Annotated in this window: 21 protein-coding genes; 7 read left to right on the top strand and 14 right to left on the bottom strand. The window is 59.7% G+C overall.

Going from position 1 to position 22,538, the window contains the following annotated elements:
- Positions 1 to 14: 14 nt before the first annotated feature.
- From NKH70_RS11820 to NKH70_RS11805, 4 genes are all read right to left on the bottom strand, one after another.
- Positions 15 to 917 (bottom strand): carbohydrate ABC transporter permease, encoded by a 903-nt coding sequence (locus NKH70_RS11820; RefSeq protein ID WP_352700489.1) that lies wholly within the window; start codon positions 915 to 917, stop codon positions 15 to 17.
- Entirely contained in the window at positions 917 to 1,837 is a 921-nt protein-coding gene (locus NKH70_RS11815) for a carbohydrate ABC transporter permease (protein WP_353025307.1), read from the bottom strand. Before NKH70_RS11815 ends, NKH70_RS11820 begins: the two co-directional genes overlap by 1 nt.
- Before the next feature lie 76 nt (positions 1,838 to 1,913).
- Positions 1,914 to 3,224 carry an ABC transporter substrate-binding protein gene (locus NKH70_RS11810; RefSeq protein WP_353025305.1) on the bottom strand — a complete coding sequence of 437 codons (1,311 nt, stop codon included), beginning with the start codon at positions 3,222 to 3,224 and terminating at the stop codon, positions 1,914 to 1,916.
- 110 nt (positions 3,225 to 3,334) lie between these two features.
- A complete protein-coding gene (locus tag NKH70_RS11805; protein WP_353025304.1) occupies positions 3,335 to 4,519 on the bottom strand; it encodes an ROK family transcriptional regulator in 1,185 nt (394 codons plus the stop codon).
- Between the two features lie 2 nt (positions 4,520 to 4,521).
- Between NKH70_RS11805 and NKH70_RS11800 the strand changes: the two genes are divergently transcribed.
- Positions 4,522 to 4,707, top strand: coding sequence for a hypothetical protein (locus NKH70_RS11800; RefSeq protein ID WP_353025302.1), 186 nt, complete (start codon positions 4,522 to 4,524; stop codon positions 4,705 to 4,707).
- 250 nt (positions 4,708 to 4,957) lie between these two features.
- On the opposite strand, the gene NKH70_RS11795 is transcribed toward NKH70_RS11800, so the two are convergent.
- The 10 genes from NKH70_RS11795 to NKH70_RS11750 all read right to left on the bottom strand — a co-directional run bounded on the left by NKH70_RS11795 (position 4,958) and on the right by NKH70_RS11750 (position 16,411).
- Complete coding sequence (locus NKH70_RS11795; RefSeq protein WP_353025350.1) at positions 4,958 to 6,106, bottom strand: response regulator; 1,149 nt, start codon at positions 6,104 to 6,106, stop codon at positions 4,958 to 4,960.
- Positions 6,107 to 6,119: 13 nt separating this feature from the next.
- Positions 6,120 to 6,485: a response regulator gene (locus NKH70_RS11790; RefSeq protein WP_140762002.1), complete on the bottom strand. Its 366-nt coding sequence runs from the start codon at positions 6,483 to 6,485 to the stop codon at positions 6,120 to 6,122.
- Positions 6,482 to 9,136 carry a GAF domain-containing protein gene (locus tag NKH70_RS11785; protein WP_353025300.1) on the bottom strand — a complete coding sequence of 885 codons (2,655 nt, stop codon included), beginning with the start codon at positions 9,134 to 9,136 and terminating at the stop codon, positions 6,482 to 6,484. Before NKH70_RS11785 ends, NKH70_RS11790 begins: the two co-directional genes overlap by 4 nt.
- Complete coding sequence (locus NKH70_RS11780; RefSeq protein WP_352532382.1) at positions 9,102 to 9,707, bottom strand: SCO family protein; 606 nt, start codon at positions 9,705 to 9,707, stop codon at positions 9,102 to 9,104. The genes NKH70_RS11785 and NKH70_RS11780 overlap by 35 nt, the downstream gene beginning before the upstream one ends.
- On the bottom strand, positions 9,704 to 10,702 hold the full coding sequence (locus tag NKH70_RS11775) for an ABC transporter substrate-binding protein (protein WP_353025298.1): 999 nt from the start codon (positions 10,700 to 10,702) through the stop codon (positions 9,704 to 9,706). Before NKH70_RS11775 ends, NKH70_RS11780 begins: the two co-directional genes overlap by 4 nt.
- A 38-nt stretch (positions 10,703 to 10,740) precedes the next feature.
- On the bottom strand, positions 10,741 to 11,760 hold the full coding sequence (locus NKH70_RS11770) for an ABC transporter substrate-binding protein (RefSeq protein ID WP_353025297.1): 1,020 nt from the start codon (positions 11,758 to 11,760) through the stop codon (positions 10,741 to 10,743).
- 30 nt (positions 11,761 to 11,790) lie between these two features.
- A complete protein-coding gene (locus NKH70_RS11765; protein WP_352449182.1) occupies positions 11,791 to 12,798 on the bottom strand; it encodes an ABC transporter substrate-binding protein in 1,008 nt (335 codons plus the stop codon).
- Between the two features lie 44 nt (positions 12,799 to 12,842).
- Positions 12,843 to 13,853 carry an ABC transporter substrate-binding protein gene (locus NKH70_RS11760; RefSeq protein WP_353025295.1) on the bottom strand — a complete coding sequence of 337 codons (1,011 nt, stop codon included), beginning with the start codon at positions 13,851 to 13,853 and terminating at the stop codon, positions 12,843 to 12,845.
- 47 nt (positions 13,854 to 13,900) lie between these two features.
- Positions 13,901 to 14,911, bottom strand: a complete 1,011-nt coding sequence (locus NKH70_RS11755) for an ABC transporter substrate-binding protein (RefSeq protein ID WP_353025294.1) — start codon at positions 14,909 to 14,911, stop codon at positions 13,901 to 13,903.
- 471 nt (positions 14,912 to 15,382) lie between these two features.
- Positions 15,383 to 16,411: a LacI family DNA-binding transcriptional regulator gene (locus tag NKH70_RS11750; protein ID WP_353025293.1), complete on the bottom strand. Its 1,029-nt coding sequence runs from the start codon at positions 16,409 to 16,411 to the stop codon at positions 15,383 to 15,385.
- Positions 16,412 to 16,747: 336 nt separating this feature from the next.
- Between NKH70_RS11750 and NKH70_RS11745 the strand changes: the two genes are divergently transcribed.
- The 6 genes from NKH70_RS11745 to NKH70_RS11720 all read left to right on the top strand — a co-directional run bounded on the left by NKH70_RS11745 (position 16,748) and on the right by NKH70_RS11720 (position 22,525).
- On the top strand, positions 16,748 to 17,713 hold the full coding sequence (locus NKH70_RS11745; RefSeq protein WP_353025292.1) for a substrate-binding domain-containing protein: 966 nt from the start codon (positions 16,748 to 16,750) through the stop codon (positions 17,711 to 17,713).
- Positions 17,714 to 17,811: 98 nt separating this feature from the next.
- Positions 17,812 to 18,867 (top strand): ABC transporter permease, encoded by a 1,056-nt coding sequence (locus NKH70_RS11740; RefSeq protein ID WP_353025291.1) that lies wholly within the window; start codon positions 17,812 to 17,814, stop codon positions 18,865 to 18,867.
- A gap of 11 nt (positions 18,868 to 18,878) precedes the next feature.
- Positions 18,879 to 19,703, top strand: a complete 825-nt coding sequence (locus tag NKH70_RS11735; protein ID WP_353025289.1) for an ATP-binding cassette domain-containing protein — start codon at positions 18,879 to 18,881, stop codon at positions 19,701 to 19,703.
- A gap of 89 nt (positions 19,704 to 19,792) precedes the next feature.
- A complete protein-coding gene (locus NKH70_RS11730; RefSeq protein WP_353025288.1) occupies positions 19,793 to 20,794 on the top strand; it encodes a Gfo/Idh/MocA family oxidoreductase in 1,002 nt (333 codons plus the stop codon).
- A complete protein-coding gene (locus NKH70_RS11725) occupies positions 20,791 to 21,750 on the top strand; it encodes a sugar phosphate isomerase/epimerase family protein (RefSeq protein WP_353025287.1) in 960 nt (319 codons plus the stop codon). The genes NKH70_RS11730 and NKH70_RS11725 overlap by 4 nt, the downstream gene beginning before the upstream one ends.
- 1 nt (position 21,751) lies before the next feature.
- Positions 21,752 to 22,525: a TIM barrel protein gene (locus NKH70_RS11720; RefSeq protein ID WP_353025285.1), complete on the top strand. Its 774-nt coding sequence runs from the start codon at positions 21,752 to 21,754 to the stop codon at positions 22,523 to 22,525.
- The last annotated feature ends 13 nt before the right edge of the window (positions 22,526 to 22,538 follow it).

Raw genomic sequence — 22,538 nt, 5'->3', positions numbered from 1 at the left:
CTCCAGGCGATAGTCTATTTGATGGAGCCGGCGGTGAGGCCGCCCTGCCAAAACCGCTGCAGCAGCAGGAACACCACGATGACCGGGATGATGCTGACCAGCGCGCCGGTGATGATAATCGAGAACAGCACCTGTCCGCCGCCACCGCCCTGCTGCGCGAGCTGATACCAGGTCGCAAGGCCCACCGTGATCGGCTGATACTCCTGCGAGCGCAGCACGATGAGCGGCAGGAAGTAATTGTTCCAGGTCCCGACGAACGAGAGCAGCGCCACGGTCACCATGCCCGGCGCCACCAGCCGCAGCACGATGGCGCGGAAGATCACGAACTCGCCGGCGCCATCGAGCCGCGCTGCATCGAGCAGTTCGTCGTCGACGCCCTGGTCGATATAGACGCGCATCAGATAGACGCCGATCGGCGAGATCATCGAGGGCAGGATCACGCCCAGCGGATTGTCGCTGAGACCCGAAAGCGCCAGCAGCAGGAAGATCGGCACGACGAGGGCCGTCTGCGGGATCATCACAGCGCCCAAGACCAGCGCAAACAGCAGATTGCGGCCGACGAATTTGAACTTGGCGAACGCATAGCCTGCCGCGGTAGCAAAGATCGCGGCACCGAGCCCGGCGGCGGTCGAATAGAGCACGCTGTTGAACATCCAGCGCGAGAAGATGCCATTGTCGCGGCTGAACAGATCGCTCAGATTCTGCCAGAGGTTGAACTCGGTGCCCAAGCCGAAGCCGAACGTGGTGAACAGGTCGCCATTCGTCTTCGTTGCCGATAGGACCAGATAGACCAGCGGCACGAAGCTGTAGACGAGGAACAGTGACAGCAGCAGCGTGAGGATGATCCGCGAGCGCCGCCGTTCGCCGGGCCGGCGCCTGGTAGCGTCGAAAGTGGCGATGTCGGTGGTCGCAGTCATCATTGCTCCGGCCGACGGCGGTTGGTGATCAGGGTGAAGATGTAGGAGGCACCGGCGATTACGATGCCAAGCACGAACGAGACGGCGGCCGCATAGCCATACTGCTGGTTCTGAGTCGCCAGCGAATAGGCATAGAGGTTCGGCGTGTAGCTCGAATTGATGGTGTTACCGGCGAGCGAGCGCATCAAATACGGCTCATTGAACAGCTGCAGTGTGCCGTTGATCGAAAAGATGATGGTGAGCAGGATCGCCGGCCACAGCAGCGGCAGCTGGATCAGCCGCGCAAATTGCCAGGGCGAGGCGCCATCCATCCGCGCGGCCTCGGCGAGGTCCGACGGGATCGCCTTCAGCGCGGCGTAGTAGATCACCATATTGTAGCCGACATATTCCCACGTCACGATATTGGCCAATGAGAAGATCATCGCGCCCGGCGACAGGAAGTTCGGTGGCGGCAGGTTGAACGCCTTGGCCATCTGCGTGAACGGGCCGAAGGTGGGGCCGTAGAGATAACCCCAGATGATCGTCGCGATCACGCTCGGCACGGCGTAGGGGAGGAAGAAGCCGAGCCGGAAGACGCCCTTGGCATAGACCTGGCCACGATCGAGCACGATGGCAAACAACAGCGCCAGGCTCAGCATGATCGGCACCTGCACGATGCCGAACAGAACGAGGTTCCACACGCCGCCCCAGAATTTGGCGTCGCCCGTGACCTTGATGTAGCTGGCTGCACCCGCGAATTGCCGCCCGCCCACCAGCGTGTCGCGGTAGAGGCTCATGTAGAACGCATAGACCAACGGCGCGACGATGAAGGCGATAAACAGCAGCACGAAGGGCGCCAGGAACAGATAGGGCGCGAGCTTTCGTGACGTAAAACCGCCCGATCGCGCTGGGCGCGTCGCGGCGGCTGGCGAATTCGACATTGCCATGGTCCCCGTCCGGCAAGATGAAGAGATCGGGCGCGCCGGTCAAGCGCGCCCGGCCATTGCCCGGGAGAAATCAGTCTACGGTGAAGCCTTGTTCCTTCGCGTAGGCGACCACGGCGTCCTGGATGCGGTCGAACGCATCCGACAGCGTGCCCTTGCCGCCGATCGAGGCGCCGAATTCATCGGCCATCGACTGGTAGAGGAAGTCCTGGAACGGGCTCCACTCAAAGTTGCTGACTGCGGCCGCCGATTTGGCGAACACTTTGTTCACTTCCTGGCCGCCGAAGAACTCCGGCTTGTTGCCCGCCCATTCCGGGCTCGACAGCAACGCGTTGGTACAGGGGAAGAAGTTTTGCTTGGTGGTGTAGAGCTTTGTGGCTTCGGGATTAATGTTCAGCCAGATCGCGGCTTCGGCGGCCTCGGGCAGATGCTGGGTCGTTTTCATCACGGCTAGCGCTGAGCCACCCCAAGCGCCGGTCGCGAACTTGCTCGCGTCCCACTGGGGCAGATCGGCGGCACGCCACTTGCCCACGCTGGTCTTGGCAACCGAGGTCAGGAACAGCGGACCCCAGCCGGCAGCGAGCCACGTGGCATAGCGGCCCGAATCGAGGCCGGTGTACCACTCATTGTTGAAGCCCGGCTTGGTCTCGATGACACCCGCGTCAATAAGGTCCTGCCAATAGGCGGCGAAGTCCTTGGCAATCTTGTCGTTGATGTTGATCGCGAGCTTGTCGCCATCGCGGCTGACCGGCTTCCAGCCCATCGGCCACAACAGACCCAAGGCCCAGTCGGCATTGGCTCCGAACGGCGCGTCGGAGATAAACACATTCGGATCGGCCGCATGGATCTTCTTGCCCGCATCGGCAAACTCGGCCCAGGTGGTGGGCGGCGTGATCCCATGCTTATCGAAGATGTCCTTGTGATAGAGCATCGCCATCGGACCGAAATCCTGCGGCATGCCGTTGACCACATCGCCCTTGGCGACCTGCGCCCATAGGCCTGCGGGGAACTCGCCCTTATGGGCATTGGCGTACTGGCCGATGTCGGCGAAGGCGTCGACCTGGCGGAAGGTCTCGATCAGCTGGTATTCGATCTGGACGACGTCGGGCAGGCCGCTGCCCGCCTGCAGACCCGCACGGACCGCCTGATATTCGGGGTTCCCCTGGCCGGCATTCACGAGTTCGACCTTGATGCCCGGATGCGCGGCGTTGAACAGGTCGACCTGAAGCTGGAGATCCGGCACCCACGACCACAGCACCACCTTGACGGGCTCGGCACCGCGAGCTGCCGCCGGCAGGGCTGCAACCGCAACGCTCGCACCCGCAACTTTCAAGAAGTCACGACGCTGCATCGTCCGCCCAAGCGGATTGAAAATCTTCGTCATTGAACTCCTCCCACGAAAGATACGCTCCCACACGACGCAGGGCGCGGTTTTTCTTTCAGTTAGAAACTTAATGCCGACATTCAGTCGCTGTCAATCGCGATCGATTGATCTTAGTCGGCCATCACGAGGCTGTCGGCAGGGTTGAGGGTCGTCGCATCGAGCACCAGGCGCACCGCCCCAAGGACGATATCGCGGTGCCCCAGCGCGCCGATCACGAGGCGCGGCGGGTCGTACACATTGCCCTTGAGGCGATGCCGCAGCACATCGAGTACCAGATCACCGCCGCCGACGACCCGGCCCGCCAGTACGATGATTTCCGGGTTCATGAAGGCAGCAACACTGCCCACCGCCATCGTCGCATAGTCGAGCAACTCGGTGACAACCGGCGCGATTTTGTCCGCCTGCCGGTCGGTGACGGCGGCCAGGGTGAGCTTTCCCGCCGCATACTGGGTGTTGGCCTCTTCGAGCATCTTGGTCGCCTGTTCGGGGATGCCGAAAAAGCGCAGCGATTGCTTGTCGCCCAGATGTTCGAACGGCCGCCCGGTGAGGAAGGGGTCGTCGAGATACCAGCCGAGCTCGCCCGCCGCATGCGAGTGCCCGCCATAGAGCTTGCCGTCGATCACGACGCCCGCGCCGGCGCCGGGCCCGATCGAGAGGCTCACGACGCTGTCGGCGCCACGCCCGGCCCCGAATCCCCATTCGCCCACGGCGGCGAGGTTGCGCCCGTTTTCGACGACGATGGGCATCTGAAAATGCTCGCTGAGCCGCGCCCGCAACGGCATGTCGCGCCAGCCGAGCCCGAGCGTCAGCACCACTTCGCCCTCCGGCTGCCTGACGATCGAGGGCAGGCCAATGCCGATGCCGCGAATGGTCTGGCCGCGCGGGCGGGGGGCCGCCATCAGCCGGTGGATCAGGCCGACCAGCTTCTCGAAATTGCGCTCGCCATCATCATCGGCGGTCTCGTGCATTTCGGTCTGCACGACGCCCTCGAGATTGGCCACGGCGCCATAGAACTCGCCCTTGCCGGCCTCGATGCCGATGATCGCATGCGCCGCGCCGCGGAACTTGATGCGTGCCCGGGGACGGCCCCGGACATTGGCCTCGTCAAACCCGTCATACGCCACCAAATCCTCGGCAATCAGATCCTCGATCACCCGCATCACCGTCGGGATGCTGATGTTCAGTCGCTCGGCGAGGCTCGAAGGTGATGCCACTCCTTCGGTGCGGATCAAATCCACCACGGCGGAACGATTGAGTCGGCGTAACAGGCTCGACGTCGTGGGCTGGCGCTTCATTCATGGACCAGTTGCAAAAGGCCGGCGGACCGGCAACGAGCGTCGGCATAGACCAGAACCGTGCCAGAGTCCGCCTTTTTCTGATGACGCCGAAAAGCTACCGCGGTAGCCCGTTCGATGATAACGGCGATCCGTGGCGGGCGCTCAAGCCCTCCGGAGTCAATGCGCTTACTCGCGCAAATAACTGACTCCGGTTGCTTCAATCGGTTACGAGCTCGTCCGCCTTTGGCGCGGAACCAACACCAATGACCGCTTTTGGCGCAAAGCGGTCCGCACTACGCTGGACGCAACGGTCGGCTTTCTTGCCAGTCATCCTGAAAGCTGCCAGGCCGTTAACGGCCCGTTGCGGCGATTTCGGGATCGGTCGATGGCTGGGCTGCTTTGTGCCGGCGGTTCGACGCGCCGCATCGTCCGAAAGAAGCCGGAATGCGTCTAACGCTAGCTTGGCCGACCGATCCACCGCACGATTTCATAGGCAGGCATCGGGCGGCGAAAACCCTTCAGCGTCAGTTCGCCAACAAGAACGGATTCGACCAGCGACTCGACAGCTCCGAGGACCCGTTGGCTAACAAGAATCTGGCGCGATTTGGCCTCCTCGCACAATCGGGCGGCATGGTTCGACACAGTGCCGATGACGGCATAGTCCGAGCGCTGATCAAAACCGATGCGCCCGATGGTTGCGTGGCCCCTGGCGATGCCGATCCCAAAGCCAAGCAAATAGTCCCGCTTGCGCCATCGCTCTGAGTGCTCGTCAATCGCGTCGCGCATCGCAGCAGCCATTGAGACAGCTCTCTCGCTGTGGTCGGCGCATGGAAGTGGATCGTTGAAAACCACGACGATCCCGTCGCCCACGAACCGCTCGAGAGTCCCCTCGTGGCGGACAATTTGTTCACCAAGACAGGAATGATACTCGGCAAGAACTGTCATGACTTCTTCGGGTTCGGCGGTCTCTGCGAAGGCCGTAAAGCCGCGCAAATCGCAAAAGACAACGGTCACCTCGCGACGGTGGCTCTGCAAGAGCGCATCTCCATTGCCCGCCGCAACGATGAGGTCGGCGACCTGTTCGGGCAGGAACCGTCTAAGCCGCGCCATTCGATCGAGCTCCGTCACCTGCTCAGCCACGGTTTGCTCGAGCGAGCGATTCCAGTCGGAAAGTTGCGCAGCTTGGTCCTCAAGGCGTTTGGCTTGGCTCGCGACAGTGTCGTGAAGCGCCTTCTGGCGCAGCATCGAGCGCACCCGCGCTAACAGCGCCCTGTGCTCGAAGGGCTTTGTCAGATAGTCGTCGCCACCGGCGTCCAGCCCCTCGACCACATCGCGCGTGTCGGCCTTCGCGGTGACGAGGATGACCGGAATCGCCTGCAGGGAGATGTCCTGCTTGAGCAGGCGAACCACGCTGATACCGTCCAGCTTCGGCATCATGATGTCGAGCAGGATCAGATCCGGCGTGAGTTCGCGAGCTTTTGCAAACCCCTCTTCACCATCGGCGGCGGTCGCCACTTCGTAGCCATTCGCCTCGAGGCGCATGCGCAGGATCTCGAGGTTCTCCGGAGTATCGTCGACTGCGAGAATGCGAGGCGGATCGTGCAAGGCGCTGCCTCCCTCAAGAAAGGAACCCGCGAATCTCGGAAAGCAGCTGGCGCGGACTGAATGGCTTGGCAATGTAACCATCGCAGCCAGCAGCAAGGGCTTTCGCCTCGTCGCCCGACAGCGCGTAGGAGGTGACGGCGATAATCGGAATGTGCCGGAGCGCCGGGTCGGCCTTGATGCGGCGGGCCGCTTCATACCCGTCGATCACCGGGAGCTGAATGTCCATAAGGATCAGGTCTGGCCTATGCGCTCCGGCTGCAGCGATGCCGGCGGCGCCGTCCGCCGCCTCGATCAGTTCGTATTCGGTGGTGGCAATGAGATCGCGGATGATCTGGCGGTTGTCCTCGGTGTCTTCCACCATAAGGATTCGTTTGCTCATGCGGCCCTCACGTCCTCATTCACCCAGATTGGTACCTTGAGACGGAATGTCGACCCTGACCCGATCACGGACTCGACGTCTATGGTTCCGCCATGCATTTCGACGATGCGCTTCGAGATCGCCAGGCCAAGACCTGTGCCACCCTTCTGCCTGGTGCTGCTGTTGTCGACCTGCTGGAATTCTTCGAAGATGAGAGCCTGGTCCTTGGACGCGATGCCGGGACCGGTGTCTCGGACGGTGATCTCGAAGTGCCCGTCGACCGCATCGGCAAGAACGTCGACCGCACCCGTTTCGGTGAACTTGACGGCATTGCCTACAAGATTGAGCAGGACCTGCGTCAAACGGCGCTCGTCCCCGCGGCCGAATGGAAGGTTCTCGGCAACAGTCGTTGAAAGCTCAAGACCCTTCGCTCGTGCCAGCGGTTCGACAGCCGTAACGGTCGATCGAACAATCTGCGCGATGGAGTAGTCCTCGATCGCCAGCGTGAGCTGGCCGGCTTCGATCTTGGAAAGGTCGAGTACGTCATTGATGAGCCCGAGGAGGTGACGGCCGTTCGCCTGCACGCGCGCGACGGTCGTCTTTGCCTTGTCCGGGAGTTCGCCGTAGATGCCGTCGACCAGCAGTTCTGTGAAGCCCAAGACCGAATTGAGCGGTGTCCTGAGCTCGTGGCTCATATTCGCGAGGAACTGGGACTTGTGGCGGCTAGCTGCCTCCAGCTCCCGGCCTTTCTCCTCGATCTCGCGGAACAGCTTGGCATTCTGGATCGCGAGCACCGATTGGGCTGCGAAGGTCTCCAGCAGGTGGACAACTTGCTCATGGAAGGCACCTGGCTTGTGGCGCCTGACGACCAGTGCACCGACGATCTTGTTGGGCCTCAGCAGCGGAACGATCAGGATACCGCGATATCCGGCGTCGACGATCGTCTTTCTTACAAGGAAGGATGAGGTCTCCTCGCTGAGGTCGGGAAACTGCACCGGCATGCAGCGCCCGGGCGCGTCGCCGATCCCCATGTCGGCCAGCCCGATCGTCTGGTGCGAGACTGCGGCGATAAGCTCATCGCTCATACCGAAGTTTGCGCGCGGACGGAATTGCTGCCGCGTGCTGCTGAACACGTAGATGGTGCCAGCATCCGTTTCCGACAACTGGACCGCCTTGGCAACGATCGTCTTCAGCACCGTGTCGAGATCCAGCGTCGAATTGACTGCCTTGCTCACCTCACCAAGCGCCTCGAGCTCACCAACAGACGCGGCAAGCTCGCGCGTCCGTGACTGCACCGCCTCGAAGAGCCGCGCATTCTCGATGGCGATCACCGCCTGGTCGGCGAATGTCTCGACGAGCGCGATCTCCTTGGGGTTGAAAGGTTGCGGCTCAACCCTCGTCATGACGAATACGCCAACGAGATCACCTTCCCGCAACAGCGGGGCAGCGAGGACGGTGCGGAATCCGCCTGCCTCAGCGATCAAGGCAACGCGGTAGTCCGGATCAGCGGTCACGTCTTCGATTTGCACGATCCGCCGTTCTTCGATTACGCGCCCTACGGCGGAGCCTCGGCCTGCGGCAAGCGCTGGAAATGGATTGGCGTCGACATAAGCACGGAAACTGGGCGGGTAGCCATGCGTCGACACATAGCGGAATACGCCATCAAGCAACTGCACGATACCACCCTTGTCGGCACGGCAGAGCCTGACAGCCGATTCCACCAACGTATCGAGCACGACCTGCAGATCGAAGGTAGAGCGGCTGATGACCTTCAGAACGTCTGCAGTGGCTGTCTGCTGCTGAAGGGCTTCGTCGAGCTGCTGGGTGCGCGTCTCAATCTCCTGATACAGGCGCCCCAGCTGGTCGGAGGTCCGGTTGACGTTAGCGGCGAGCACTCCAAGTTCGTCGCGATTGGCGACGGCAACGTGTTGGGCGAAGTCGCCGGCCGCTATCTGGCTGAGACGCGTCTCGATCTTCTTGACCGGTTCGATCAACGACCAGGAGATGATGTAGCCGAGCCCCAACGCCAGCAGGATACTGCCCACCGCAAACGAGACCACGATCAGCCTGGACGTGCCGTACGCACCCTCGGTCGTTTCGATGGCCGCCACCATGTCGGCTTCGGCCATGTTGACCAGCTGGTTTGTCAGCCGCTCGAGGCGCTCAGCCGACGGTATGATTCCATCAAGCTGAACCTTGCGCGCCTCCTCAGTGCGGCCGGCGCGGACGAGCTCTGCCACGTGCGTCACGCCGGCCGTCAGCCGTTCGTACTCTTGCCTGACCTGGCCAAGCACTTCCACCTCGGCTTTGGCGACGAACTCCATGCGGTCGAGGTCGTAGCCGAACTGATTGAGCTGGCGCAGCGCCGCATCCAGCATCCGGTCGTCCTGAAGCAACAGGGCGGTGGAGATGCCGTAGAGCTGGCTGGTCGTATCGTGCTGTACCTGGCGGTAGGCCGCGATCCTGCGCTGCAGCTTGATCAGCTCGTTGGTCTGATCGTTGACCCCACTCAGCACCTGCAACCCGACGGCCCCGAGCACGATCAGCAGGCCGACGATCGACAGGAACGCGATCAAGAGCTTGGTCTGGACGCGCGCCGGCAGCCGGGCAACCCAGCCAACGAGCCGGTTCGTTATGCTATTTGGATTCGTCCAAGAGGCTGACAAGGTCATCCCGGAACTCCTCCAAGTCGAACCGGACGCCAAGATACTGTACTCGCAAGATGCCATTGGGGTCTACGAGCGACGTCAACAAGGTATGGTCGACATCTCCGTTCGCCGCCTTCTTCGCGATGACCCCGTATTTCCGTCCCACCTCATGGACGACCGCCGGATCACCGGTAAGAAACGACCAGCCCTTCAGATCGGCGCCAAAATTCTGCGCATATTCCTTCAAAACATCGGGCGTGTCGCGCTCCGGGTCGACGGTGATCGAAACAAAGGCGAATTGGGGTCCGAACGCACTACCCAACTTTTCCTGCACGCTGGCCATATGGGCGGTCAGCATGGGGCAGACGTCGGTACAGTACGTATAGATGAAGGCGATGGCGACCACCTTGCCGCGGAAGTCGCGCAGCGACACCGGCTTGTGGTCCTGCGATATCAGCGTGAAATCCGGTGCAGCGCCCATCATCGGCAGGCGCTCGCTCTTCCCAGCGTGCGCTGACGCTTCGTGCGCAGAGGTGTGCGCAGGCTCAGCGACGAGGGCGAGGAGCAGCAACGCGCGCGTCGGCCAGCGGCTCACGTCTTCATCTCGCGCTTGAGCTCCTTAAGGAAACGCCAGTCGGTGCCGCGGTCCAGAACCTCCTGTGGCCTCATCGTGACCGCATTTGTCTCCTGCATACGCAGCGCATAGAAACGCAGGGAATCCTCGGGGTCATATTCGCGCCATTTGTCGTAGCGTATGTCGGAACGGATAGCCTGAAGCGTGTAGTCGGTGGCGTAGCCTATATTGACCGCACTTTTCGCAACCGCTTCCGGATTGGTTATGCAGAGGTCCACGGCCTTGAGTAGGGAGCGCATGACTCGTTTAGTCGCCATCGGGTAACGTCCTGCGTAATCTGCGGTGCTCGCGAGCATGCAACAAAAATACTGCGACCATGGTTTGTCGATCGCCGTGCTGACAAGTACATGGCCGAGCTTTCGCTCGCGCGCCTGCTGGGGCGTGGGCGGTCCGCCGAGGAACGCATCGATCTTACCCTCCGCGAGGCTTTGAACCGCATCGGGGGTTACGAGAGTTTTGAAATCCTTTGCCGGATCAAGGCCAACATAGGAAGACATCACATTCAGCAACAGATACTGGATGGTGCTGCCATCCACTCCGACCGTCTTACCCTTCAGATCAGGGATGCCAACGACCCGATCGTTTGCGATCAGCTCAAGACAGCCGACATGCAAGCCGGTCAAGACTTTTATCGGCGCGCCTTTTGCGATGTTAAGCACATGCGCGAGCGGGTAGTTCCAGTCGAAGTCGATCTCGCCGTGGCCGATCCAGTCCGACGAATCCGGGCCGGTGCCCGAAGACACGAACTCAACGTCGGTCAAGCCTTCGGCATGCAGAAGCTCGGTGGCCGCATACATCGGCGATTGGCAGTCCGAGACCTTGGCGAACACCGGCAACCGGACTTTCGTCGTCTCTGGCGCCGGCTCGGCGAGCGCCAGCCTCGGGGCTGCGATTAATCCCGCGGCACCCGCCGCGATGCCGGCCATGAAGCGGCGGCGGTTCTGGATGATGTGCATGACGTTCTCCTCTTCAGCGGTCCTTCGCGCTGCGCCTTTCACGTCTTCAGTTCGCGCTTGATCTCTTCGAAGAAGTGGAAATCCGTCCCTTTGACGATGATCTCCTGCGGGCTCGACTTGATCATGCCCGTCTCCAGGAGGCGCAGCGCGTAGAAGCGCACCGAGTCTTCAGCATCGTATTCCCGCCACCTGTCGTGCCCGGTGTTCTGCAGAGTGGTCAGTGCAACGTCGTAGCTCGGCAGAAAGCCTCGATCAACCACCGCGCGGGCGGCCGATTTCGGGTTCGACACGCAGAATTCGACAGCCTGGAGGATGGCCCGCAGCACGCGCTTGGTGGCGACCGGATACCTATCGACATAGTCGGTCCGGCCGGCGAGCATGCAACAAAAATACTGCGACCAAGGACGGTCGATAAGATTGCTGAAGACCGTGTGACCTACCTTCTTGTTCCGAACCTCGGAGTATTGGCTGGTGTCTACCAGGAAGGCATCGACCTTGCCGTCGATGAAGTTCTGCATGAGCGAGCCGTTCTCCTGGACGCCTACGACCCACTCAATATCGTGGTTGGGATCGAGCCCGACATAGTTGATCAGCAGTTGGAGAAACACCTGCGGGTGGTCGTTCATCGCCCAGACCCCCACCCGCTTGCCCTTTAGGTCGGCAACGCTGTTGACGCGATCGTTCGCTCGCAACTCCCAGCAGCCGGAATGCACGCCGGCCAGGATCTTGACGGGCACCCCGGCCTCGACGCTGCGGATGTGCATCGGCGGCATGTTGAAGTCGAAGTCCGTCTCACCCGCTGCAATCCATTCGCTGCTGTCGAAGTACTTTTGATTACCTTGCACGTACTGGACATCGGTCATACCGCCGGCGCGGAGCAGTTCGCCAGCGAGGTAGAGCGACTCCCAGCAGTAGGCGCCTCCGACCCACCGGCCCAGCCGGACACTGGTCGTCTCGGGCTCCGGCTCGGCAAACGCCAATCTCGGGGTTGCGACAATTCCCACGGTGCCGGCTGCCAGGCCGGCCATGAAACGGCGTCGATTCTGAATGATCCGCATGTCACGCTTCCTCCCTGGGACAAAGCAGGCTCAGGTTTTCAACTCACGCTTCAGCTCCTCGATGAAGCGCCAGTCCGTTCCATCGGCGATGATCTGCTGTGGGCTCGACTTGATCATGCCCGTTTCGTGCATGCGCAGCGCGTAGAAGCGCATCGAGGCTTCGGCATCGTAGTCCCGCCAGACGTCGTACCGCGTGTCGCTCAGCGTTTGCAGCGCGATTTCGTAGCTGGGGACGAAACCTCGATCGACCATCTGCGCTGCACTCCATGCGGGATCCGAAATGCATAGGTCGGCGCCCTTGACGATGGCTCTTAGCACGCGCTTGGTCGCCACCGGATATCTGTTCACGTAGTCCGCAGCGGCCGAAGTCATGCAGCAGAAGTACTGCGACCAAGGGCGGTCGAGGGTCGTGTTGAGGATCGTGTGGCCGATTTTCTTGGCGCGCAGTTGCTGCGTCTCCGGCGGCGTGAAGAGATATGCATCGAACTTCCCGTCGGCGAAGGCTTCCACCGGCTTGCTTTCCTGGACCCATTCGATGTCGTTGACGGGGTCCAGTCCGATATAGGCGGCCATCAGGGCGACCAGCACGCGCGACGGCGCATCGATGTCGTGCATGCCCACCCGCTTGCCCTTGAGGTCCGGGATGCCTTGGATGCTGTCGTTGGCGATCAGCTCGAGGCACCCGGAGTGCAGACCGCCAAGCACCCTGATTGGCACGCCGGCGTCGATCGACGCGACGTGGACCGGCGCGTAGTTCATGCTGAAATCCGTGTCGCCGCGTGCAATCCACACCGCCTGATCGACTTTCTCGTCGCCCTGCACGTAGCGGACGTCGGTGAAGCCCTCCGCTTTGAGGAGCTCTCCGGCCAGGTACATCCCCGCCCAGCAGTAGGCACCATCGATCCACCGCGGCAAGCGGACGGAGGTCGTTTCAGGGGGTGCCTCGGCCCAAGCGTCAGTCGTTGCGCCGATGAGACCTGCAGCGCCTGCTGCCGCAGCACCGGCCAGGAAGCGGCGGCGGTTCTGGATGATCTGCATGGGGTTCTCCCTCCCATTGAAAATGGCACGAGGCTGGCTGCCCCTCACGTCTTCAACTCGCGCTTCAACTCGTCAAGGAAACGCCAGTCAGTGCCGGTGGCGATGATCGTTTGCGGGCTCGACTTGATCATGCCCGTTTCGTGCATGCGCAGCGCGTAGAAGCGCATCGAGGCTTCGGCATCGTAATCCCGCCACCTGTCGTACCGGATGTCGTGCAGCGTTTGCAGCGCGTAGTCGTAGCTGGGCACGAACCCTCGATCGACCATCTGCTGCGCTACCAATGGCGGATCCGACGCGCAGAGGTCGGCGCCCTTGAGGATGGCCCTGAGCACGCGCTTTGTCGCCACCGGATGCCTGTCGACATAATCCGCAGTCGCGGAAATCATGCAGCAGAAATGCTGCGACCAGGGCAGGTCGGTGGTCGAGTTGAGGATCGTATGGCCTACTTTCCTGGAGCGAAGTTCCTGCGTGCGGGGCGGTTGGCCGAGGACTGCATCGTATTTTCCTTCGACGAAGCCTTCCGCAAAATTGTGTTCTTCGATGACCCATTCGATGTCGTTGACGGGATCGAGCCCAACATAGGCGGCCATCAGAGAAACCAACACGTATTGCGGCGAATCAAGCGTAAAGACCCCAACCCGCTTTCCCCGCAGGTCCGAGATGCCTTTGACGCTGTCGTTGGCGATCAGTTCGAGGCACCCGGAGTGCAGTCCGCTTAGTACCCTGATCGGCACTCCTGCATCGATCGACGCCAGATGAATCGGCACGTAGTTCACACTGAAATCCGTCTCGCCGTTTGCGATCCACGCCGAATGATCAACCTTCTTTTCGCCTTGCACATAGCGGACATCGGTGAACCCCTCGGCGCGCAGCATTTCTCCGGCGATGTACAGGCCCGCCCAGCAATAGGCGCCGCCGATGTACCGCGGCAGGCGGACGGAAGTGGTCTCCAGCGGCGGCTCGGCCCGGGCTTGTGTTGCGGTGCCGATAAGTCCTGCGGCGCCGACGGCCGCAGCGCCGGCTAGGAAATGACGGCGGTTCTGGATGATCTGCATGGGCTTCTCCTTCCCAAGGAAAAAGGCACAACGAGTCAGCCAGCTGCTCAGGTTTTCAGCTCACGCTTCAACTCGTCGAGGAAGTGCCAGTCCGTTCCGTTGGCGATGATCTGTTGCGGGCTCGATTTGATCATGCCCGTTTCCTGCATGCGCAGTGTGTAGAACCGCAGGGAGTCTTCAGGATCGAATTCCCGCCAGCGGTCGTAGCGGATATCCTTGAGCGTTTGGAGCGCGTAGTCATGCGACGGGACGAAATCGCGATCGACCATCTGCCGGGCCACCCACTGCGGATCCGACACGCAGAGGTCGGCGGCCTTGAGGATGGATCGCAAGACCCGCTTGGTCGCCACCGGGTACCTGTTCACGTAGTCCGTGGTGGCGGAGATCATGCAGCAGAAATACTGTGACCATGGGCGGTCGACGGCATTGTTGAGGATCGTGTGGCCGATCTTCTTGGCGCGCAGCTCCTGCGGCTGGGGCGGCGTCCCAAGGAATGCGTCGATCTTCCCTTGGATGAAGAGTTCCGTGGGCTTGACGTCCTTAGTCAAGACCCATCGGATATCGTTCACGGGATCGAGCCCGACATACGCGGACATGAGCGTCAGCCACATGTGTCGCGAGTTATTGAAACCATCCACGCCCACCCTCTTGCCCCGCAGATCCGTGACGCTGCGGATGCTCTCCTTGGCGATCAGTTCGAGGCATCCCGAGTGCAACCCGGTTAGCACCTTGATCGGCACGCCAGCGTCGATCGACGCGATCTGATTCGGCGGAAAGTTCACAGAGAAATCGGTCTCACCGCGTGCGATCCATTCCGATTGGTCGACGCTTCTGTCGGCTTCTACGTAGCGAACGTCGGTGAAGCCCTCTGCGCGCATCAGTTCTCCGGCGATGTACGCGCCTGCCCAGCAATAGGAACCACCAACCCACCGCGGCAGACGAACCGTGGTCGTTTCCAGCGGCTCGGCGTGGAGTGACTCCGGAAGACCGACGATACCGGCAGCGCCTGCCATTGCAGCGCCGGTCAGGAATCGGCGGCGGGTTTGCAGAATCTGCATCAAGCGCTCCTCTTCCGATTTGCAAAAGGCAATTCTGGCCGGAACCGAGCAAAAGAGGTTTCGGCAGAGGCAGATTGTCTCGTGAGCGCAACGAGTAGTTGTGGATTCTAGCGCGCCCAGTCCGCTGCGGGAGTCTTGCGCTCTCAGTCGCCGGCTCATGTATTAGCAGCCGACGATATGCCAACGATACGCCCAATTTGCGTAGGTTGCGAGCGCAAAGCTTACTACGCCAAACGTCCCGCCAGCACCTCGCTGTCAGGGAGACTGTTTGCGCGATTGCGAATGGCCACTTCGAGTTCACTGCGGCCTGCATCGGGTCAGCTTCAGACCCTGGTCTCACCGGGCTGAACGTCCGCTATCGTTCTTCGGACACCAAAAGCCGCCATTCCGCGCGCGGCCCAAAGCGGACGTGAAGAGGTAGGTGCACCCCAGCCTGCCATTTGGATGGCCAACTTAAGAGCCAAGTCGTCATCAAACGCTCTCCGGGCTGTACATATCGAATGGAAACGTGATCCTAAATACCCCGTTATCAGGACCTGCGTTCTTCGCTTTCACCAGAGTTGCAATAGTCTCTGATGCAAAACGCTCTATGGGGTGTGACAGGATCAGCGAAATCGTACCATCTATCAAAGCAGCCCGCGTATCTTCAAAGAGTTCATAGCCTACGGTAACGAAGTCTTCCCGTTTTGGAGTAGCCCTGAGTGCGGCTATCGCACCTGTAACACCACCCCCTGAGATGAATAGTCCGCACATATCCGGATGGTCTGTCAGCAGCTTTTCGACATGTTCACGGGCAACCACGGCTGACTCGTAAGTTGGCAACGGTTCGAGCAGCGTGAATCCCGAATTATGTTCACGGAAGTAAGAACGAAACCCGCTTTCGTTCATTTCCTGGTTTCGCAATCGGTGGCTGCCCAAAAGAATGCCTATTTTCCCCGGCTGTCTCACCATGCGGTCAAACGCCCAGGCAGCGGTGCGTCCTACTTTCCAATTATCGAGCCCCACAAAGCTGATGCCTCCCTTGGCCGTGAGGGGGCCGATAAGTGAAACGACCGGCACGCCGCTTTCAAGAACTGCGTCAATCGCGTCAGCAACGGCAGGATGCTGCGGCGCTACAATCGCAAGTGCTTCGCACCGCCCGCCGAGCGACTGAATATGTGCCGCGACTTTCTCCGGCGTGAGGTCTTCCATATACTCGACCGTTAGATCGATATTGCAGGCAGGATAAGCTTCCGCAGCTTGCGCAATTGAATCGCCGAGTAGGCGATAGAAGCGTCTCTCCCGTCGCTGCAGCAAAACGCCGACACGGTGGATCACCTCTTGTGCCTTCGCCGCCTGCTTGATGGTGCCAAGTCCGTAGAAGCCGATTTCCTCAGCGGCTGCCAAAACGCGTGTGCGCGTATTGCTCCGGACCGATTCAGGCTCGGACAGTACTCGATTGACCGTTGACACGGATACACCTGCAGCTCTTGCCAAGTCTGGAATGGTTGGTCTCTTCATGTCAAAAATTCCATTACTCTGGTTTCGGCATCTCAAAAAATATCATCCATACAAATTTTCGAAATGATTTGAGACGAAGTTCTGAAGCGATAGTAATCCAGATTGACCTGAACGATGTCAACGTAGCATTCATTACGCGTTGACAGTGCTCAGCGATCTAGGAGCCGTCAGCGCTTTGGGGGGAGGCCCAGCGCACAATTTGGACGAGGAGGCTCAACGTCGTTGTGTTGAGATCGCGGACCTGCGCGTGCCTACCGGGATCGGCCGCACGGCCAAAAAGGCAAAAAAGTATGTCGAGCCGCTGCCATGCGGCTTTAACCTGAGGAGGAATTCGACATGTCGTTCACCAAGAAAATCGCCACCGCAGCCATGGCATTCATGCTGGCATCCAGCGCTCATGCGGGTGACACGGATATCGCCGTCATCGTGGGTTCGGCCCAAGATGGCTTCTGGAACATGGTCAAGAAGGGCGTCGATGATGCTTCGCTGATGGTCAAGGCTAATGGCGGCACCGTCAATTTCATGCAGACCCAAAACTATGACAACTTCGGCCCGGACCTCGCTTCGCTAATCGAACAGGCTGTAGCCCAGGGCGCTAAAGGTATTGCTATCCCGAACTGGCTGCCAGAATCCGAAACCACTGCCCTTAAGGCTGCGCGGGACAAGGGCGTGGTGATCATCTCCTTCAACGCTGGCCAGAGTGAGATGGATAATTACGGCTCGCTAAACTATTTCGGGTCGGACGAATATCTGGCAGGTGTTGAGGGTGGCAAGTATCTCGCTTCTCATGGTGCAAAGAAAATCCTCTGCCACATCCAGAACCCAGGTGCCGTAAATCTCGAGACCCGCTGCAAGGGCGTTCAAGACGGTGCGAAGAAGGCTGGCGCAGACACCTTCATCCTCCGTGTTCCTGCTAACCTTGACCAGGACATGAATGGTACCTCTGAAGCAATCAAATCCGAGCTGATCGCCGATCCGTCCATTGACGCCGTCATTACGCTCGCTGCATGGGCTGCAGATGCTGCCGCTAGCTCCATCGATCAGCAGAGCAAGACCGGCAAGATTCAGCTTGGCACCTTCGATATGTCCGCCTCGGTTCTGGATCGAATTTCGAAGGGCACCCAGACCTTCGCAATCGACCAGCAGCCTTATCTGCAGGGGTTCCTCGCAACCTCCATGCTGTTTGCAAACCTGAAGTTCGGCACTGCGATTGCAACGAAGCCGGTTCTGACTGGTCCGGCGATTGTCGACAAGACCAATGTTGCTTCGGCAATCGAAGGCGTCAAACTCGGCGCACGTTGAGGCTGGCCCGAGGCTGAGACCTGGCCGCTAACCTGGCCGGGTCTCATCCATGCTCCCTCTATGTAGCTTCGTCTGCGCTAACTGAGGATTTTGCTTCCATGACCGCCACAAACCTAAGAACCAGCACCGTTGAAACATCCGCCATCGAGAGTGAATCGGCCATTTCATCCATTAAGGCCTTTTTTCGCACCCCTGCCGCTGGTGCTTTCATGGGTTTCGTGGCTGTATTCATCCTTTTTGCGATGTTCGGATATAGCCGCAACTTTTTGTCCGTAGCTGGTGTAACTACGTGGGTGAACTTCGCGTCACTCATAGGAATGATTGCAATTCCGGTCGGGTTCCTGATGATTGCCGGTGAACTCGATATTTCAACCGGTGCTGTACTTCCCGCGTCCACGATGACAGTTGCGATTGTCTGCGAGCACTATCAAATGCCTGTGCTTGTCGGTGTAGCTGCAGCGCTTGCCATCGGTGCACTGATCGGCTTCATCAATGGATACATAGTAACTCACACGCGCGTGCCGTCGTTCATCGTGACATTGGCGACGCTCTTTGCAGTGGCCGGCATCACGCTCTACCTGTCGATCTTCTTCATCAACAACACCAATTCCTTCTATCACGCGCCAGATTGGGCAAAATCGCTCTTCGGCGGGAAGGTGTATGGCTTCAATTCTTCCGTCTTCTGGTGGGGTGGGCTTATCGCAGCATTCGTCTTCTTTCTGCATTACTCTCCGAAGGGAAGCTGGGTCTTCGCTCTTGGTGGAGACCAAGAAAGTGCGAGAAACGCAGGTATTCCTGTAACCAGGATGAAGATTGCACTCTTCATGCTGTGTTCCATATCGGCGGCCTTTGCTGGTGTCCTTCAGGTGATGACATTCAGCTCCGCAACGTCTCAGGCCAATTTTGGCCTAATCTTCAACACCATTATTGCCGTGGTCGTAGGTGGCGTTCTCCTCACGGGTGGTTTTGGTACTGTAATGGGCATTGTCTTCGGGGTGCTCACCCTTTCGATTGTTACCCAAGCTATTGGTTTCACGGAGATCGACAGAAACCTGTCCTTCCTAATTATCGGTGTCATGCTTTTGATCGCTGTCCTGCTCAACGACACGTTTCGTCATTTGGCCACCAGCTGGTCGACGCCCAAGAAGAAATAAGGAGAGCGACAATGTCCGATAAGAAACCCGTTCTCGAATTTCGAAACGTCGACAAATCGTTTGGCCATATTGATGTTCTGAACGATATCAGCCTCAAGGTCGGTGAAGGCGAAGTGCTCTGCCTGCTTGGCGACAACGGCGCGGGTAAGTCGACGCTCATCAAAACGCTGTCTGGTGTCTATCAGCCGACGCGTGGCGAAATTCTGATGGATGGTCAGCCCGCACTTTTCTCCAGTCCCCGTGAGGCTCAGGAACGCGGGATAGCTACGGTTCACCAATTCGGTGGGACATATCCATTGATGTCCATAGGACGTAATTTTTTCATGGGTTCGGAGCCGACAAAGGGTTGGGGACCGTTCAAATATTTCGACCGCAAAACCGCCACCCGAGTGGCAGTTGCAGAGGTTCAGAAAATGGGGATCACACGCATCACCGACGGGGATCGCTTGGTCGGCGGCCTTTCCGGAGGGGAACGCCAGTCGCTCGCGATTGCCCGTGCTGTCTATTTCGGAGCCCGTGTTCTCATTCTCGACGAACCGACGGCAGCCCTCGGGGTCAAGCAGGCTGCTCACGTACTGCGTATCGTCAATGAGGCCAAGCGTCGTGGCCTCGCGGTCATTTTCATCACCCATCAGGTGATGCATGCCATGGCAGTGGGCGATCACTTCGCAGTGCTCATTCGTGGTGCAATTGCGGCTGACTTCCGCAAGGGGGAAAAGACACGCGAGCAGATCGCTGATCTGATGGCTGGTGGTGAATCCATGGCCAGTCTCGAAGCCTCAATTGAAGGGTATATGGAGACCCATGATGGTCTTCCGCCACCGCCCGCTCACTGACTGAGTATTGGCATAGCCGCCAAGTAGTGGAATTTGTTGAATGGAAGCGGTTGAGCTCTTGGGCCAACCGAATGGAAGGAGTTTGTCCAATGGTGCGTGTAGCAGTCATTGGTGCAGGGCTGATGGGCGCTGACCATGCCAAGATCGTCGTGGAGGAAATGCCGGGCGCGACCCTTCAGGTGGTCTGCGACATGGATAAAGTACGCGCTCGCAAGGTGGCCGATGCCCATGGTGCGGCAGACGTTGCAAGTAATCCGGAAGCCGTGATTGCCCGTGCCGATGTGGATGCGGTGATCGTCGCGAGCCCGGACTTCACTCATGCGCCGCTGTCACTCGCCTGCATCAACGCGGGCAAGAAGGTACTCTGCGAAAAACCCCTATCGCAGTCCTCGGCCGAATGCCTCTCGATCATGCAGGCCGAACAGGAAGTTGGTCAAAAGTTCGTCCAGCTCGGCTTCATGCGGCGCTACGACCAGTCCTATGTCGAGATGAAAGAGGCAATTGAAAATGGCACGCTTGGCCGAGCCCTGATGATGCACAACTTCCACCGCAATGTGGAAACGCCAGCCTCCGACTTCACCGGTGCCATGGCAATCACCAATTCCGCCCCGCATGAGTTCGACGTCGTGCGCCATGTACTTGGCACCGAATATGCCTGGATCTCTGCCTTCCAGCCGAAGCGCTCTGATCGACGCGTCGCGCCCGTCTTCATGGTCCTCCAAACCGTCGATGGCCAGCTCGTCAACATCGAGATCAACAACAACGCTGCGTACGGCTACGACGTTCGTGCCGAACTCGTGGGCGAGCAGGCGAGCATTTCCATGAGCCATGTCGCTTATACCCATCTCGAACGCTCGCTTGGCGTCCACACCGGCTACGATGCCGATTGGCGGACCCGCTATTTCGATGCCTATCGCCGCCAGAACCGCGCCTTCCTACGCTTCGTCGACACAGACGTGTTTCCCGAGATCGCATCAAGCTGCTGGGATGGCTATGCCGCAGCAGTTGCCGCCGAGGCAGGCGTAACAGCACTCGCTTCCGGGCAGAAGCAGCTCGTCACCATGATTTCCAAGCCGGAGTTCTACGCATGAAACTGGGTTTTGTATCTGACAGCCTCGGCGGCATGCCGCTCGACGACCTTCTCGACAACGCTGCACGCATGGGCGTCTCCGGTATTGAGGTCAACACCTGCGGCTGGTCGACCGCACCGCATTTCGATCTCAAATCCATGCTGGGTAACACGGTCGCGCAGAAGGACTTCCTCAAGGGCTTTTCAGATCGTGGGCTTGATGTGATCAGCCTCAATGCCAATGGCAATCCGCTTCACCCGACCGATCCGGCTCAGGGCGAAGGTCTGAAGAACACCATCCGGGTCGCAGGCGAGATGGGCATCAAGACGGTCTGCACCATGTCTGGCCTGCCTGCGGGCAATCCGTCCGATACCATGCCAAACTGGGTCGTCTCTTCCTGGCCGCCGGAAACGCAGGCGATCCTCAAATACCAGTGGGAAGAAAAACTCTTCCCGTTCTGGACCGAGATCGTGGCGCTGGCAAATGAATGCGGTGTGGAAAAGATTGCGCTCGAACTGCATGGCAACCAGTGCGTCTACAACGTGCCGTCGCTCCTGAAACTCCGTCAAGAAGTCGGCCCTATCGTTGGCGCGAACCTCGATCCCTCGCACCTCTTCTGGATGGGAGCCGATCCGCTGATCGCGGCGGAAGCGCTGGGCAATGCAGTCTATCACGTCCATGCCAAGGACACATTCCTGAACGCGCCCAAACAGGCAGTGACCAGCCTCCTCGAAAACGGCAACCTGACCGACATTCCAGCCCGCTCCTGGTCATACATCACACTCGGCTTCGGCCACAGTGAGGAGTGGTGGCGACAGTTTTGCTATCGCTTGAAGATGGCTGGCTACGACGGCTGGCTTTCAATCGAGCATGAGGACGTGCTTCTCAACTCACTTGAGGGCCTCGAAAAATCCGTGGCCCTTCTCAAGGGTGTCATGCCGGTTGCACCGGCCGATTTCAAACTTCAGGAAATCTAAGATGAGCTTCCAACTTGCCGCTTGCGCCGAAATGCTCTGGCGCGACAAACCAATCGAATGGCGGGCAAGCCGCCTGAAAGAAATGGGCTACGGCGTCGGCCTTTGGAACTGGCCCGCCTGGAATCTTGATGCGCTTGAAAAAACCGGTGCCACCTTCACTGTCATGAATGGCTATCTCGAAGGTCGGCTCACCGATGCAGAAGGTTGTGAGATGCTTCTGGCGTCTGCCACGGAAACGGCGAAGGTCGGCAAGCGGCTCGGTGTCCACCGCCTCAATCTGCATGGCACAGGGCTTGGCGACATGGGCATTCCGATCCCGAAGATCGGGGCCTTCGCGCCGGGCAAGGAACAGCGGGCTCGCGATACACTCAACCGCATCTGCGATCTGGCAGAAGCCGAGGGTCAGGTCTTCACGTTAGAAAACCTCAACCCAATCGATCATCCCGGCTGCCCCTTCGGCTCGACGGCAGACGTGCTTGCGCTCGTTGCAGCCGTCAACCGCCCGCAACTGCGAATTAACCTCGATCTCTACCATACCCAGATCGGTGAAGGTGATCTTATCCGCTGGTGTGAGGCCTGCCTGCCCTGGATCGGGGAAGTTCAGGTGGCTGATAATCCCGGCCGTTGCGAGCCGGGCACGGGCGAAGTGAACTGGCATGGCGTCGCAAAAGCCCTGAAATCCATGGACTACGCGGGGCCGGTCGGTATGGAAGCCTTTGCCTCCGGTGATCCGGAAGCTGCACTCGAAGCCTTCCGCACCGCTTTCACTATCTGAGGTTGTTTTCCTG

This window comes from Mesorhizobium sp. M0991, assembly GCF_040318915.1.
Taxonomy (GTDB): domain Bacteria; phylum Pseudomonadota; class Alphaproteobacteria; order Rhizobiales; family Rhizobiaceae; genus Mesorhizobium.
This window is presented reverse-complemented; position numbering and strand designations above follow the sequence as displayed.

What these genes read in the sequence shown, in the direction of transcription:
- NKH70_RS11820 (WP_352700489.1), bottom strand. Translation starts at nt 917, where the DNA reads ATGACTGCGACCACCGACATCGCCACTTTCGACGCTACCAGGCGCCGG.
- NKH70_RS11815 (WP_353025307.1), bottom strand. Translation starts at nt 1,837, where the DNA reads ATGTCGAATTCGCCAGCCGCCGCGACGCGCCCAGCGCGATCGGGCGGT.
- NKH70_RS11810 (WP_353025305.1), bottom strand. Translation starts at nt 3,224, where the DNA reads ATGACGAAGATTTTCAATCCGCTTGGGCGGACGATGCAGCGTCGTGAC.
- NKH70_RS11805 (WP_353025304.1), bottom strand. Translation starts at nt 4,519, where the DNA reads ATGAAGCGCCAGCCCACGACGTCGAGCCTGTTACGCCGACTCAATCGT.
- NKH70_RS11800 (WP_353025302.1), top strand. Translation starts at nt 4,522, where the DNA reads ATGGACCAGTTGCAAAAGGCCGGCGGACCGGCAACGAGCGTCGGCATA.
- NKH70_RS11790 (WP_140762002.1), bottom strand. Translation starts at nt 6,485, where the DNA reads ATGAGCAAACGAATCCTTATGGTGGAAGACACCGAGGACAACCGCCAG.
- NKH70_RS11785 (WP_353025300.1), bottom strand. Translation starts at nt 9,136, where the DNA reads ATGACCTTGTCAGCCTCTTGGACGAATCCAAATAGCATAACGAACCGG.
- NKH70_RS11775 (WP_353025298.1), bottom strand. Translation starts at nt 10,702, where the DNA reads ATGCACATCATCCAGAACCGCCGCCGCTTCATGGCCGGCATCGCGGCG.
- NKH70_RS11770 (WP_353025297.1), bottom strand. Translation starts at nt 11,760, where the DNA reads ATGCGGATCATTCAGAATCGACGCCGTTTCATGGCCGGCCTGGCAGCC.
- NKH70_RS11765 (WP_352449182.1), bottom strand. Translation starts at nt 12,798, where the DNA reads ATGCAGATCATCCAGAACCGCCGCCGCTTCCTGGCCGGTGCTGCGGCA.
- NKH70_RS11760 (WP_353025295.1), bottom strand. Translation starts at nt 13,853, where the DNA reads ATGCAGATCATCCAGAACCGCCGTCATTTCCTAGCCGGCGCTGCGGCC.
- NKH70_RS11755 (WP_353025294.1), bottom strand. Translation starts at nt 14,911, where the DNA reads ATGCAGATTCTGCAAACCCGCCGCCGATTCCTGACCGGCGCTGCAATG.
- NKH70_RS11750 (WP_353025293.1), bottom strand. Translation starts at nt 16,411, where the DNA reads ATGAAGAGACCAACCATTCCAGACTTGGCAAGAGCTGCAGGTGTATCC.
- NKH70_RS11745 (WP_353025292.1), top strand. Translation starts at nt 16,748, where the DNA reads ATGTCGTTCACCAAGAAAATCGCCACCGCAGCCATGGCATTCATGCTG.
- NKH70_RS11740 (WP_353025291.1), top strand. Translation starts at nt 17,812, where the DNA reads ATGACCGCCACAAACCTAAGAACCAGCACCGTTGAAACATCCGCCATC.
- NKH70_RS11735 (WP_353025289.1), top strand. Translation starts at nt 18,879, where the DNA reads ATGTCCGATAAGAAACCCGTTCTCGAATTTCGAAACGTCGACAAATCG.
- NKH70_RS11730 (WP_353025288.1), top strand. Translation starts at nt 19,793, where the DNA reads ATGGTGCGTGTAGCAGTCATTGGTGCAGGGCTGATGGGCGCTGACCAT.
- NKH70_RS11725 (WP_353025287.1), top strand. Translation starts at nt 20,791, where the DNA reads ATGAAACTGGGTTTTGTATCTGACAGCCTCGGCGGCATGCCGCTCGAC.
- NKH70_RS11720 (WP_353025285.1), top strand. Translation starts at nt 21,752, where the DNA reads ATGAGCTTCCAACTTGCCGCTTGCGCCGAAATGCTCTGGCGCGACAAA.